16 protein-coding genes are annotated in these 14433 nt (G+C 36.2%); 9 read left to right on the top strand and 7 right to left on the bottom strand.

Annotated features, from left to right (window positions below):
* The first annotated feature begins 152 nt into the window (after positions 1-152).
* Positions 153-548, top strand: a complete 396-nt coding sequence (locus ACPDHL_RS05690) for a VOC family protein (RefSeq protein ID WP_430531828.1) — start codon at positions 153-155, stop codon at positions 546-548.
* A 96-nt stretch (positions 549-644) separates the two neighbouring features.
* Here the strand turns inward: ACPDHL_RS05690 and ACPDHL_RS05685 are convergent, their stop codons facing one another.
* From ACPDHL_RS05685 to ACPDHL_RS05670, 4 genes are all read right to left on the bottom strand, one after another.
* Positions 645-794: a hypothetical protein gene (locus ACPDHL_RS05685; RefSeq protein ID WP_430531827.1), complete on the bottom strand. Its 150-nt coding sequence runs from the start codon at positions 792-794 to the stop codon at positions 645-647.
* A gap of 128 nt (positions 795-922) precedes the next feature.
* The gene (locus ACPDHL_RS05680) at positions 923-1447 is read right to left on the bottom strand and encodes a DUF4252 domain-containing protein (RefSeq protein ID WP_430531826.1); all 525 of its coding nucleotides are present in this window, start codon (positions 1445-1447) and stop codon (positions 923-925) included.
* 6 nt (positions 1448-1453) lie between these two features.
* The gene (locus ACPDHL_RS05675) at positions 1454-1672 is read right to left on the bottom strand and encodes a hypothetical protein (protein WP_430531825.1); all 219 of its coding nucleotides are present in this window, start codon (positions 1670-1672) and stop codon (positions 1454-1456) included.
* Between the two features lie 122 nt (positions 1673-1794).
* A complete protein-coding gene (locus ACPDHL_RS05670; RefSeq protein WP_430531824.1) occupies positions 1795-2826 on the bottom strand; it encodes a YncE family protein in 1032 nt (343 codons plus the stop codon).
* Positions 2827-3609: 783 nt separating this feature from the next.
* Here ACPDHL_RS05670 and ACPDHL_RS05665 point away from each other — a divergent pair.
* From ACPDHL_RS05665 to dnaB, 8 genes are all read left to right on the top strand, one after another.
* Positions 3610-4395: a lipopolysaccharide kinase InaA family protein gene (locus ACPDHL_RS05665; RefSeq protein ID WP_430531823.1), complete on the top strand. Its 786-nt coding sequence runs from the start codon at positions 3610-3612 to the stop codon at positions 4393-4395.
* A gap of 171 nt (positions 4396-4566) precedes the next feature.
* Positions 4567-5706, top strand: a complete 1140-nt coding sequence (locus ACPDHL_RS05660) for an ABC transporter substrate-binding protein (RefSeq protein ID WP_430531822.1) — start codon at positions 4567-4569, stop codon at positions 5704-5706.
* Positions 5707-5720: 14 nt separating this feature from the next.
* The gene (locus ACPDHL_RS05655) at positions 5721-6731 is read left to right on the top strand and encodes a FecCD family ABC transporter permease (protein ID WP_430531821.1); all 1011 of its coding nucleotides are present in this window, start codon (positions 5721-5723) and stop codon (positions 6729-6731) included.
* Between the two features lie 74 nt (positions 6732-6805).
* On the top strand, positions 6806-7936 hold the full coding sequence (gene tgt / locus ACPDHL_RS05650; RefSeq protein WP_430531820.1) for a tRNA guanosine(34) transglycosylase Tgt: 1131 nt from the start codon (positions 6806-6808) through the stop codon (positions 7934-7936).
* A 36-nt stretch (positions 7937-7972) separates the two neighbouring features.
* The gene (locus tag ACPDHL_RS05645; RefSeq protein ID WP_430531819.1) at positions 7973-9046 is read left to right on the top strand and encodes an LptF/LptG family permease; all 1074 of its coding nucleotides are present in this window, start codon (positions 7973-7975) and stop codon (positions 9044-9046) included.
* Complete coding sequence (locus tag ACPDHL_RS05640; protein WP_430531818.1) at positions 9033-9926, top strand: DMT family transporter; 894 nt, start codon at positions 9033-9035, stop codon at positions 9924-9926. The genes ACPDHL_RS05645 and ACPDHL_RS05640 overlap by 14 nt, the downstream gene beginning before the upstream one ends.
* A 63-nt stretch (positions 9927-9989) precedes the next feature.
* On the top strand, positions 9990-10943 hold the full coding sequence (locus tag ACPDHL_RS05635; protein ID WP_182647040.1) for an acetyl-CoA carboxylase carboxyltransferase subunit alpha: 954 nt from the start codon (positions 9990-9992) through the stop codon (positions 10941-10943).
* 153 nt (positions 10944-11096) lie between these two features.
* Entirely contained in the window at positions 11097-12638 is a 1542-nt protein-coding gene (gene dnaB, locus ACPDHL_RS05630; RefSeq protein WP_430531817.1) for a replicative DNA helicase, read from the top strand.
* A gap of 111 nt (positions 12639-12749) precedes the next feature.
* Here the strand turns inward: dnaB and ACPDHL_RS05625 are convergent, their stop codons facing one another.
* The 3 genes from ACPDHL_RS05625 to ACPDHL_RS05615 are packed head-to-tail and all read right to left on the bottom strand — an operon-like array spanning position 12750 to position 14430.
* A complete protein-coding gene (locus ACPDHL_RS05625; RefSeq protein ID WP_430531816.1) occupies positions 12750-13511 on the bottom strand; it encodes a superoxide dismutase in 762 nt (253 codons plus the stop codon).
* On the bottom strand, positions 13511-13777 hold the full coding sequence (locus tag ACPDHL_RS05620) for an acyl-CoA-binding protein (RefSeq protein WP_430531815.1): 267 nt from the start codon (positions 13775-13777) through the stop codon (positions 13511-13513). Before ACPDHL_RS05620 ends, ACPDHL_RS05625 begins: the two co-directional genes overlap by 1 nt.
* A gap of 2 nt (positions 13778-13779) precedes the next feature.
* Positions 13780-14430 (bottom strand): phosphatidylserine decarboxylase family protein, encoded by a 651-nt coding sequence (locus ACPDHL_RS05615; protein WP_430531814.1) that lies wholly within the window; start codon positions 14428-14430, stop codon positions 13780-13782.
* Positions 14431-14433 lie beyond the last annotated feature (3 nt).

The raw sequence follows: 14433 nt of genomic DNA, 5'->3' as shown, positions 1-14433 counted from the left end.
TTTTTTTTACAAAAATAAAACTTATAAGTAATTGAAAATTAACATTAAAGAAATTTAATGGTAGGTTAGAAAACGATAAGAATGATAAAAAATCACTATTTCGTAGATTTTAATGCGAAAATCAAGTTGTATCTTTGAGTAAAAAAGGAGAGATGATACAGTATCGTTATACCATTTTATATGTAGCAGAAGTTGAAGCAACCTTGCAATTTTATGAAAAGGCCTTTGGTTTTCAACGTCGATTTTGTACACCAGAAGGGGATTATGCGGAATTACAATCTGGAGAGACTACCTTGGCTTTTGCCGCTGAAGCGCTAGCAGCATCGAATCTATCAAAAGGATATGTCCGTGTGAATAAAGAAAAAGCCTTTGGTATTGAACTTGGGTTTGTGGTAGAAGAGGTAGAACACGCGGTGGAGCGAGTTTTGGAAGCAGGCGGGACTTTGTATGAGGCAACTAAAGTAAAGCCATGGGGGCAAACCGTTGCCTATGTGACTGATTGCAATGGTTTTTTAATTGAATTGTGTACGGCAATGCCTTCCATATAAAGCACAAAAAAATTAGCCCTACGCAGAGCAAAAAGAAGAAATTGTGATGGTCGCTCATCACAATTTTTCTCATTTGTTTGGTATCGCTGTTATCTTTTACTCTTGTTGATCTTCATCGTTGTTTTTAGAGCCTCCTCCCATAAATAAGAAGATCGCCACAACAAGGCCTACACATACTAATCCAAAGATAATGATCATAAATGTGCCATTAGCAAAATTGTACAGTGGTAAATTCATTAAGTTCATAATACGTGTTTATTTATGTTATTCTGTACTAATTTATGAAAAATAATAATAATATAGAATGATAAATGTCATCATATTATGATGAATAATAAAAAACGCCTCTTTTTTTTAAAAGAGGCGCTGTTATTTTATAGTTTATCTAAGGTATTTCCTAAAGGGAGATTCATTTTTTTGGTTAAGGAAGACAGTTCGCTTAAACTAAAACTTCCCGTAATCAGTACCAAAACTGTTTCTTTTGAGGGATCCACACTGTCGTTGAGCATGACTAGTTCCGAAATATTTTGATTCGTTCCCGCTTGATCAATATAGATGGTGATTTTTGCGTCGTTATCCTTTTTATTTACAAGCTCTTTTAAACCTTTGGCTTGTATATACTCTTGAACTGTGGAGGTCATTGCTTTTTTATCCTCCGTCGATTTGGTGTTGAAAACGCGTAAACTCGTTAGTTTTTTGATCAGATCAAAATAGCGTTTTTCTTCGGCATTGGTCGCTTCAACCTTGACATTTGCCATCATTTCAAACATCTTTTTGTTTACGACGACATTGTTGATGTTTTTGTTCTTCTCAAATTTTGAAAAACTGTCTTGCCCGAAAGCGAGATTTACTGAGAAAAAAGCAAAGCAAATCAAGACATAAGATATCATTCGTTTCATACTTTTCTAATTAGTTGTATCGCTAGTGTTTAAGGCTTTAGAAACATCGGATAAAATGGACTTGCATTCCTGATAAGCCACTTCCGGATTGGTAAATGTACCAAGGTTGGTTTCTGTAGCTGTTGATTGTGTTGTTTTCAGGTATTGCGTTTGTACAATCAACACAAGTAAACTAACAACCAATATACCACCAATGAAGTAGGTGAAATTTTTTTTGTTCTTCATTATTCTTGCGAACTAAATTAATAATATCGTAAAAATATAAAATATAATGGAATTATTGTCATGTTTTGGGAAGATAGTGTGAAAGGTAAAGCATAAAAAAAGAGTCCATTCGGACTCTTTTTTTATCTTTTAAAATTAGCGTAGAAGTTGTTGGTTAAAATTCCCGCTTTAAAGCTATTTACTTTTTTATCTTTTTGATAAACGGTTACTGTACTTTCCTCGTTCATATCTCCTGCATCTCCGATGTAAACAAAACCGTTAATAACGTTAAATCCGTAAAAGGTTGAAGCCTCGTTGAATTTATCTTCAGGAATACTTAGCACAGGTATTGTCTGTACATTTTTGTCATTGGGTTTCCAGTTGTAAACATTATTCATACTCGTATAGTACAGATCGTTGTTGTCTAAACGTAGGTTGGTTGCTTTGATATTTCTCGTTGAAAAGAATTCAGTAACTTTTTGATCCCTATGCGCATCAATCTTATAGAAGAAAGATTTGTCTGTCGTAGAAGAAATCGCATAAACGAAATCACCCAGTGTGGATATTCCTTTCAATTCGTTGTCAATCGCTATTTTTGTAGTAACCGCAAAGTCAGCATTTAAAACAACAATCTCACTTTTGGTTTCAGAAATATTTTTTTGTACATACAATTTAGTGTTCCAAGCTAAGATTTGTCCTACTGGAGCATCCATAGCCATTTCATTGATGAATTTGTTGTTTGCATCGTAAGCTGAAACCGATTGTGCTTCTTCGTTGGTTACGTACATTTTATTATTGGCAAACGCAATATAAAGTGGTTTGCTCAATCCGTCTGTAATTGTTTCTAGGTGCTTAAACGTATAACGATCAAAAATTTCAATTGTATTTGATCCTTTTACTACTACATATGCTTTGTTCTCTTTAAAAGCAATACTATGCGCAAGGTCTCCTAATACTTTTTCAGGCGTTTTAGCTAGGTCTTCGAAGTATTTATCGTAAGTAAAAGCCGAAAATCCAATGGATGCATCATTTAATTGAAAACCTCCCTCATTTAATATAATTAATCCGTTGTCAAGATTTGGACCTTGTGGTACTTCTACAAAAGGATCATCCGATGTACTACAAGATGTTGAAAGGATTGATAATGATAGTGCTAGAAATAAAAGTTTTTTCATATTTAGTTGCATAGTATTAGTATTACACGAAAGTGAAAGTTTAATAAAATGTTAATTTTTATCTTTCTCAAAATTAGTTTTTATTCTGAAATAAACAAGAACTAAACAATAAAATTTACAAGCTGTACACGCAATTAACACATAAATGTAGATATGATACCTTATGATATCCGCAAAATCTGTGATGACAAGCTAATTTTCAACCTATTTATACCACACTTAACTTCGTGAACGCCTAGTATAGGAACGAAAAAATGACTCCTATCGTATAGGTAAACCAGGAGAAATAAGCGAAAGAACGCAAAAAAAACAGAGGAGTTAACATATATTAACATTTTAAACGGTCTAAGAACTAAAAGGGGAAAAGTAAATAAATAAAATTAAAACACACTTGTTGGTTCGGAATGTTTAGAACTAAAGATGGTTAAAATGTATCGAATACCTCCTTTTATCGATAAAAATGATTCTTTCAAGGACAAAGAACATCAATTCGATAAAAATGAAAAAAACTAAAATCGGTAAGACTCCCAGTTACAGTAATTTAAAAAGATGTACTAAGAGGAGTGGGAAAGTATCTTTAGTGAAATTTTATTGGAGATTAAGGAGAGAAATTACAACGATTTCCTTAATTAATTTAGACTAGATGAAAATGGATATTGTTCGTTTTTGTATTCTTTTTTGATTTGTAATATGTTGTTCTTTAGTTAGTTGTGTTTTTTAACAAGCGAAAAGGAGTTTCCTTGGAAAGAGGTAACTTGGCTGTTAATAAAAAGTAATATAATTATGACTCAACTAAGGGTAAAAAAAGAAATACATCCCTTATATCAAAAGCAAGAAGAAGAATTAACAAAACTAATTGAAAACTATGAGGAATTAACTACTTATCTTTTTAAAGGCAGTCGAAACTCCATTAAGCTGGTCACCTTATCAACCGGACAACGCGTAGCGATTAAAGCCTTTAAAATACCCAATGCATTTAATAAACGCGTGTATAGATTTTTTAGAAAACCCAAAGGATTGCGATCCTTTGAACATGCAGAAAAATTAAAAGCACTAGAAGTAGCTAATCCACAAGCAGTCGCGTATTTTGAATACAGTACTGCCACAACTATTCGAAACACCTATTATATTTCCGAATTTGTGGATACCGAAATAACATACCGCGATTTAATTACACAAAAGAATTATCCCGACCGAGAGGTAATTTTGGAAGAATTTGTTCGATTTTCTTATGGATTGCACGAAAAGGGAATTATGTTTTTGGATCATTCCCCCGGGAATACGCTAATCGAAAAACAACAGGATGGAACCTATAAATTTTATTTGGTCGACTTAAATCGAATGAAATTTAATCAAGCGATGTCTTTTTCGCTTCGAATGAAAAATTTAGCCCATTTGACTACGAATATCCAAGATATTGAAAAAATGGCAGAGCATTATGCTCAATTAATTGGAAGAAATTCCAAAGAAGTTTTTATCCGCTTATGGTTAGAAACTATTAAGTTTCAATTTAGATTTTATAAAAAGAAAGATATAAAATGTAAAATTAAACGGCTTTATTTTAATTAATGATTTTTGAGTGAAACTATCCTTCTACTTTGGAAGGATAGTTTTTTTAGGGGTAAACGCTAAACGGATTACCATTAGCTGTAAACCAAGCTCACAAAGCGCGCAAAGAACAAACTACTTACCCTTCAATCGAAGAAATAAGTTTATTTTTGTAAACAAACAGTTGAATACATGAAAAAATTAGCTTTTTATTTTTTGGGGTGTACGTTATTTTTGTTGTTTTCCAATTGCAAGGAAAAAGTAAAAGAACCGATTGTACAGCAAGCAACACAAGCTACCGTAACCTATGCCAAAGGTTTTACATTTGCTCGCTATGATGATGTTTATGTAGTAAACGTCACACAGCCTTGGGTAAATGCTCCAATGCATTTTACTTATGTATTGAAAAGAGCAAGTGCACAGGTTCCTGATTCTCTTCAAAAATATCCACAGATTCAAATTCCAATTCAAAGGCTTGTATCAACGGCTACCACACATATTCCCGCTCTGGATGTACTGAATGAAGTCCCTTCTTTGATTGGCTTTGCAGGTTTGGATTATGTTTCAACAGCAGCTGTAAGACAACAAATCGACTTAGGTAAAATCAAAGAAGTAGGTCAAAATGAGGCACTCAATGTTGAGGTAATTTTAGATTTACAACCGGATGTATTAATGGCCTTTGCCCTGGATAAGGAAGATAAAAGCCTGCTAACAATTGCCAATGCAGGTATTCCTATTTTATACAATGGAGATTGGACGGAGCAAACACCCTTGGGGAAAGCTGAGTGGATAAAGCTTATCGGCCTTTTATACGACAAAGAAAAAGAAGCTACGCAATTTTTTGATCAAATAGCAGCAGATTATCTAGCTACAATTCAACTAGTTCAAGGCGTACAGCAACGACCAACGGTGATGAGTGGAGCGATGTATTCCGATGTTTGGTATTTACCAGAAGGCAAGAGTTGGGCCGCTGTTTACTTTAAAGACGCACAAACGGATTATTTGTGGAAAGATACACAAGGAGTAGGTAGTTTAGCGTTGTCCTTTGAACAAGTGCTAGAAAAAGCACAACAAGCAGAATTCTGGATCAATCCAGGACACTATGAATCCCTTGCCGAATTAGCAGCTGCCAATCCACATTACAAAGAATTTGAGGCTTTTAAAAGTAAAAAAATATATTCTTTTGCACCAGCAAAAGGACTTACGGGAGGATCGCTATTTTATGAAATAGGAGTATTGCGACCTGATTGGGTACTCAAAGATTTAATTCACGTCTTACATCCTGAATTAGTACCGGGATATCAGCCTCATTTTTATCAACAACTACACTAAAATATGCTGGAGTTATGAGGCAAAAGTTAGGTTGGGGAGTTGGGATACTCTTGCTTCTCTTTTTTTTCGCGTTGAATCTCTCATGGGGAAGTGTCAAAATTCCCTTGGCTTCGGTCTGGGATATTCTCACAGGACAAGAGGGAATAAAACCCTCGTGGAACTATATTGTTTTGCACTACCGTCTGCCCAAAGCGCTTGTTGCTATTCTCGTGGGAATGGCCTTGTCTGTTAGTGGGTTGTTGATGCAAACGCTCTTCCGAAACCCCATGGCCGAAGCTTATGTTTTAGGTGTTAGTGCAGGTGCTGGACTTGGTGTGGCTCTTGTTTTACTGGGCGGAACGCTTTTGCCCGTTTTTATGGTGCCTTATTTGACATCTTCTTATACTTTACTTCTTACGGCTATATTGGGAAGCCTGCTGTTGTTACTTCTTGTACTAGCTGTTTCGCAACGAGTGAAAAACTCCATTACAGTGCTAATTGTAGGGCTGATGTTTGGTAGTTTTGCCAATGCAGTGATTGCCTTATTGAGCTATTTTAGCGAAGCAGATCAATTGAAAAAATACGTAGTTTGGCTATCGGGAAGTTTAGGCAATCTCACACAAGAGATGTTACTGCTCTTTGGACTTGTTGTCATTATAGGTATAGGAATGGCGTTCTTTTTAATTCGCCAACTAGATGCGCTGTTGTTAGGAGATGCCTATGCTGCTTCGTTGGGAATTAAGGTCAAGCAAACGCGAAATATAATTATCATTACCACAAGCTTATTAGCTGGTGGAGCAACGGCCTTTGTGGGACCAATTGCCTTTATCGGATTGGCCGTCCCTCATATGGCCCGCATGATAAGCAAAAAAAATACCCACCGCAGTTTGTTGTTTACCTGTATGTTGATGGGGAGTGTCTTGATGCTACTCTGCGATATCATCACGCAAGTCAATGGGAATGTTTTATTGCCAATTAACGCCATTACGGCAATTTTCGGTGCACCTATTGTAATCGTGCTTGTATTCAAATACCGCATTTTTTAGAAAGTAGAAAAAAAAATTAAAACTAAGGTTGATGACTAGTTTTAAATTATCTTTGCAAGCTGTAAATAGATAATATGAAGTTCGAATTATTACATACTGATGTACAGTCACGTGCGCGTGCTGGAAAAATTACTACGGATCACGGTGTAATTGAAACACCTATCTTTATGCCTGTTGGAACAGTAGCAACAGTAAAAGGGGTACACCAAAGTGAGTTGAAAGAAGAAATTAACCCCGATATTATTTTAGGGAATACCTATCATTTATACTTACGACCAAAGGTAGAAATTTTAAAGCAAGCAGGTGGTTTGCATAAATTCATGAATTGGGACCGCAATATTTTGACTGATAGTGGGGGATTCCAAGTGTATTCCCTATCTGCAAATAGAAAAATTAAGGAAGAAGGCGTAAAGTTTAAATCGCATATTGATGGTTCTTATCACTTCTTTTCCCCCGAAAACGTAATGGAAATACAGCGTGCGATTGGGGCGGATATTATCATGGCTTTTGATGAATGTACGCCTTATCCTTGTGACTATCGCTATGCAAAGCGTTCTATGCACATGACACATCGTTGGCTGGATCGCTGTGTGACTCATTTTAATAAAACTCCTGAATTATACGGGTATTCACAAGCCTTATTCCCAATCGTTCAAGGAAGTACGTATAAAGATTTACGTCAACAATCAGCAGAGTATATCGCCAATGTTGGGGCAGAAGGAAATGCTATTGGAGGACTGTCTGTTGGAGAACCTGCAGAAGAAATGTACGCCATGACCGATGTGGTTACTTCGATCTTACCAGAAGATAAACCTCGTTATTTGATGGGAGTGGGAACACCTATCAATATTTTGGAGAATATTGCCCTTGGTGTAGATATGTTTGACTGTGTCATGCCTACGCGTAACGCAAGAAACGGAATGTTATTTACCGCTAATGGGATCATGAATATGAAAAATAAAAAGTGGGAAAATGATTTCTCACCCATTGATGAAATGGGGCATACATGGGTTGATACTGCTTACTCAAAAGCGTATTTACGCCATTTATTTGCAGCTAATGAATCTTTGGGAAAACAAATTGCATCGATTCACAATTTAGGTTTTTATATGTGGTTAGTACGTGAGGCACGTCAACAAATTTTGGCGGGAACTTTCACGACTTGGAAAAATAAAATGGTGAAGCAACTGGGAGAAAGATTGTAAAATCAACTAACGTCAAATAGCAAAAGTAGTTTACAGATGAAAATTATAGATTGGTATATTTTAAAGCGATATTTAGCCACTTTTTTTGTGATGCTCTTGCTGTTTGTACCTATTGGTATTGTTATTGACGTCTCAGAAAAGATTAATAAAATCCTCGAGAACAAAGTGCCTTTACAAGCAACGGTACTGTATTACTTGGATTTTACGGTGTATTTTGCCAATATGCTATTTCCAATATTTCTGTTTATTTCGATCATTTGGTTTACTTCCAAATTAGCAAATAACACAGAAATTGTTGCTATTTTGAGCTCAGGAATCTCTTTTACTCGATTCTTGCGCCCCTATTTAATCGGAGCAACCCTAATTTCACTTCTGTCACTTGCTATGTCGATGTATATCGTGCCTAAAGCAAGTGCAGGATACAATGATTATCGCTATAAATACTTAAAAAGAGACGAGGTTCGGGAAAGTCAAAATGTATTCAAACAGATTAATGCTAACGAATTTATTTTCGTGAGTAATTTTAATTATGGATCCAATACAGGATATAATTTTACATTAGAAGATTTTGACGGTAATCGACTAGTTTCTAAGATAGAAGCCAAGCGTATTGAATGGAATGCAGAAACTAAAATGTACACGCTCTATGATTACGTGAAACGCGAGGTTGGGGATGCGAATGATATTTTAGAATTCGCCGATGCTAAAGAATTACAACTGGAATTTGATATTGACGATTTGAGTCCTGTGGTTTATGCTGCGGAGACGATGACCTTAGGTCAATTAAAGCGATTTATTGAGAAAGAACGCATGCGCGGTTCATCAAATATCAATGTGCACTTGGTGGTCTTGTATAAGAAGTACAGCGTGCCCGTATCAGCCTTTATTTTGACTATTATTGCCGTATCAGTTTCTTCCATGAAGCGAAGAGGGGGTATGGGAATTAACTTAGCTATCGGTATTGCCTTAGCTTTTATATACGTTTTCTTTGATAAAATATTTAGTGTATTAGCGGAAGCTTCTAGTATGTCGCCTTTGGTGGCCGTGTGGATTCCCAATGTTACATTTTCAATTTTAGCCATATTTTTATTGCGAAATGCTCGGAGATAATTTTAAGAGTCATTTGCTGTTACACCTTATTGTTTTTGTTTGGGGTTTTACAGCTATTTTAGGTAATTTAATTACATTAGAAGCGTTGCCCTTGGTTTGGTATCGCATTGTAATTGCAGTAATTACCTTAATTTTATTGTTTGCTTTTAAACGTCAAACAATAAAAGAAAGTAAAGGCAATATTGCCATTTTTTTAGCCGCAGGGGTAGTAATTGCCTTGCATTGGCTTACTTTTTTTTGGGCAATTAAAGTGTCAAACGTATCTGTTACGTTAGCTTGTCTATCAACAGGTGCCTTTTTCACCTCTATTCTGGAACCTATTTTTTATAAACGCAAGATAATTGGATACGAAGTATTCTTCGGATTTATTGTCGTATGTGCTTTAGCACTTATTTTTAGCGTGAGTACGGAATATGTAGAAGGAATTATTTTAGCCTTGATAGCCGCTTGCTTGTCTGCAATATTTTCTATTATAAATGGCAAATTAGCACACCATTCATCCGCTTCAGTGATTACCTTTTATGAAATGGTCGGTGGATTACTTATCTTGTCTATCTATTTGTTTTTTAGCGGCGGATTTACAGCAGAATTCTTTGATGTAACAACATCGGACTGGCTCTGGCTGTTAGTGTTAGGAACGTTTTGTACCGCATTTGCCTTTATTGGGTCTGTTTATGTAATGAAATACATCACCCCTTTTACTGTGATGCTTACCGTTAATTTAGAACCAGTATATGGGATCCTCTTAGCGATTCTCGTATTCCGAGATAGTGAGAAAATGAGTACCGAATTTTATATCGGTGCTTTGTTAATATTGAGTACAGTCGTGTTAAACGCGATTGTTAAAAACAGGAAAAAGATAAAAGTTGCCAAAATATAGAGGTCTATATAGAGGAAAATTTTATCTTTGTCATTAGTAATTGAAACTAAAAATTATTCATAAATGGAATATTTAGATTTTGAGCTTCCTATTAAAGAACTTGAGGAGCAGTTAAAAAAATGTACGTTAATCGGGGAAGAATCTGATGTTGATGTATCGACAACTTGCTCACAAATCGAGAAAAAATTAGAAGAGACAAAGAAAGACATATATAAAAATTTGAGTCCTTGGCAACGTGTTCAATTGTCAAGACACCCAAATAGACCTTATACGGTTGACTATATTAAAGCGCTTTGTGGTGATACATTTTTAGAATTATTCGGAGATAGAAATGTAAAAGACGATAAAGCCATGATCGGTGGATTAGGTAAAATCGGAGATCAAAGTTTTATGTTTGTAGGGCAGCAAAAAGGATTCAACACAAAGACTAGACAGTATAGAAACTTCGGGATGGCAAATCCAGAAGGGTACAGAAAAGCGTTGCGTTTAATGCAAATGGCTGAAAAATTCAATATTCCAATTGTAACGCTAATCGATACGCCAGGGGCATACCCAGGGTTAGAAGCAGAAGAAAGAGGACAAGGTGAAGCTATTGCACGTAATATTTACGAAATGTTCCGTATCAAAGTCCCAATCATCTGTATTATTATCGGTGAGGGTGCTTCAGGTGGAGCTTTAGGTATTGGTGTAGGTGACCGTGTAACGATGTTAGAAAATACATGGTACTCTGTAATTTCACCAGAATCGTGTTCTTCTATCTTATGGAGAAGCTGGGAATACAAAGAACAAGCTGCAGAAGCCTTAAAACTGACTTCTTACGACATGAAAAAGAATAAGTTAGTAGACGATATTATTGCAGAACCACTAGGGGGTGCGCATTCAGATCGCGAAGCTACGTTCGAATCTGTACGTAACTATATTGTAAAAACACACAAAGAATTGGCTAAAACACCATTAGATAAATTACTTGACCAACGTATGGAAAAGTATTTCGAAATGGGAGAATACAAAAGCTAATACAAAGTGATTAAGTATAAAAAAAATCCGAGTCTACACTCGGATTTTTTTATGTTTTAATCGTTCTCTAATCAAGTAAAAAAAGATTATTTTTATAGATAGTAAAGAACGATAGACGGACAGCAGTTCAAAAAAAAGAGTTATTTTCGCACTATGGATAAAGCAAAAGATATACGTACCTATCCCAGCACTTTTACTAAAGATGTAATTGCTTTGGAAAAAGGGAAGTTACCACCTCAGGTTACTGATTTTGAGGAGGCTGTTTTGGGTGCAATGATGATTGATAAAAAGGGGATTGACGAAGTAATTGATATACTTCAGCCAGAAGCTTTTTACAAGGAGGGGCATAAGTATATTTTTGAGGCGATAGATCAATTGTTTGTTGGTAACCAACCCATTGATTTATTGACCGTATCGGCTCAATTGAGAAAAAATGCAAAGTTGGATATTGCTGGCGGAGATGCGTATTTGGTTAGTCTAACCCAAAAAATTAGCTCTTCTGCACATATTGAATTCCACTCGCGTGTCATCCTTCAAAAGTTTATTCAACGCAGTTTGATTCGAATTTCAAATGAAATTATCGAAGACGCTTACGATGAAACAACGGATGTTTTCGATCTACTCGACAAAGCGGAAGCAAAATTGTACGAGGTTACACAAGGAAACATCAAGAAGAGTTCGGAAACTGCACAAAGTTTAGTTGCGCAAGCCAAAAAGCGAATCGAAGAAATTAGTACCAAAGAAGGATTAAGTGGATTGCCTACAGGCTTCCATAAATTAGATGAATTGACTTCTGGATGGCAGCCCAGTGATTTGATTATTATTGCAGCACGTCCCGGAATGGGGAAAACGGCCTTCGTACTTTCCATGGCACGTAATATTGCCATTGCTTCAGGAGCAGGGGTAGCTTTTTTCTCGCTGGAGATGTCTTCTGTTCAGTTGATCACGCGTTTGATTTCATCCGAAACGGGACTTTCATCGGAAAAACTGCGTACAGGTAAGTTGGAAAAACACGAATGGGAACAGCTGAACGTAAAGGTAAAAGACTTGGAACGTGCGCCTTTGTTTATTGATGATACACCTTCCTTGTCTATTTTCGATTTACGCGCAAAAGCAAGGCGTTTAGCCTCTCAATACGGGATTAAGTTGATTGTGATTGACTACTTACAGCTTATGACGGCTGGAGGAAGCCAAAAAGGAGGAGGAAACCGTGAACAAGAAATTTCGACGATTTCTCGTAACTTAAAAGCCTTGGCAAAAGAATTGGATATTCCCGTAATTGCCTTATCACAGCTATCGCGTGCCGTGGAAACACGTGGTACGTCAAAACGCCCCTTATTGTCCGATTTAAGGGAGTCTGGAGCGATTGAGCAAGATGCGGATATCGTTTCGTTTATCTATCGTCCAGAGTACTATAAAATCGAAGAGTGGGATGATGAATTCCGATCACCAACCGCTGGTCAAGCCGAATTCATTGTAGCCAAACACAGAAATGGAGGATTGGATAATATCCGCCTTAAATTCTTGGGGATGTACGGTAAGTTTGACAACTTAGATGAAGATGCTCGTACGGAAGGGTTGATTGATAGTGATGGCGTATTTTCTTCTGCATTAAATAACGGAGGAGGAGCAAATATGGCTCAAAATCTACCACCTGCTCGTGATGTATTTAACGATGATGATGTTCCTTTTTAGAGGTTAACAGTTTACGGTTAACGGTTTACAGTTAGTTGTACCGTTAACTGTAAGCTGAGAACTGTAAACAATAACAAAAAAAGCGAAAGATTACATCTTTCGCTTTTTTTGTTATTTATTTTCCAATTGAAAATTAGCAAACTCCCAATTTAAATGAGGAAGTAAGGCTTTGATGTATTTTTCTTTGTCATTCTTATAGGAGGACAAATACGCGTGTTCCCATAAATCAATAACCAATAAAGGTTTCCCTAATCGCAAGGTAAGAGGGTTGGCATTGTTTTCTGTTGGGATTAACGTTAAATTATTGCGGTGATCAACGAGTAACCACAACCAACCAGATCCTTCAAATTCAACCGATATACGCAATATCTCAGCTTTTAAATTATTATATGAACCGAAATTAGAGGTAATCAAAGCGGATAAATTCGCATTGGGACTTGTCGTTGTGTTTTTGTGTATGGATTGCCAAAAGAAATTGTGATTGTAATAGGCCCCTGCTAGATTGCTTATTTCTGCTTGTGCAGGTGTTACTTTCGTCAAAATACCTACAATACTATCTGTAACAAAAGGGCTATTGTGAATCGCTGTATTTAAGCGATTGGCATAATTCAAATGAAATTCACCATAGTGAAAAGCCAAGTCTTCAGGTTTAAATAGATCTTCTACCTCTTCGTATTGAAAAGAAAGGGGAGGCATGTCAAAAGGTCCTTGTTTGGTTTTGACTTTCTCTTGGCCTAATACCGATTTTTTCTCCACGATAAAAGTTTCCCTTTTTGGAATTTCAACTTCCGTGCGTTCACTTTTCTTGCCACATGCTGCTGCTAAAACTACAAAGAAGTATAGGATAAGGTTAAACGACTTGATTCTCTTCATTATTTCGCTAAAATTGTTTTGGCAAGTCTAATATATTCTGATTTAGCTTCTTCAGTGGACAAGTGACTCACTTGAGTCCATGCATTAAATTTGAATGCCTTTTTCAAATCATGTGACATATGTTCAAAGTCTTGATGACTTAATCCATTAGTCGCTTGTTTGTAATAGGCGTAAATCCGCAGCATAACATCAGGAGCTAAGTTTCTGGCTTCTTTAGAAATTCTCTCGTAAGCTTCTAAAAAGTCTTTGTCTAGTTGCTCGTTCATTCCTATTTTTTTGCAATTACCGTTTTGTTACCAATAGCTTTTTGGTTTAACACCACATCTACTTTTGTTCCAAGCGGTAAGTATAAATCTACGCGAGATCCAAATTTTATAAAACCAGCATCCGTTCCTTGAATGGCTTGCATACCTGGCTTTGCGTAGTTAATAATACGCTTCGCTAATGCACCTGCAATTTGACGGTACATAACTTCTCCAAACACCTTGTTTTCTATCACAACAGTTGTTCTTTCGTTTTCTTCACTTGCTTTTGGATGCCAAGCTACAAGATATTTTCCTGCGTGGTATTGGCTGTATTTAATCAATCCGCTTAATCCATAACGCGTAACGTGTACGTTGATCGGAGACATAAAGATTGAAACCATTAAACGGTTATCTTTAAAATACTCAGGCTCATAAACTTCTTCAATCACAACAACTTTTCCATCCACAGGTGCTACAATAACTTGATCATTTGGAGCAATAGTTCTGTTTGGATTTCTAAAGAATTGTAACACTAAGATTAGCAGTGCTAGAATAATAGATGACAAAGTCATTCTTAACCAATCAATCGTTATGAAATAATCAAAAACTACAATAATGATTACAGCGACTACTAACGAGAAAAAAATAATTTTAGTTCCTTCTTTATGAAACATGAC

The organism is Myroides sp. C15-4 (genome assembly GCF_050522745.1).
Lineage (GTDB): Bacteria > Bacteroidota > Bacteroidia > Flavobacteriales > Flavobacteriaceae > Flavobacterium.
This window is presented reverse-complemented; position numbering and strand designations above follow the sequence as displayed.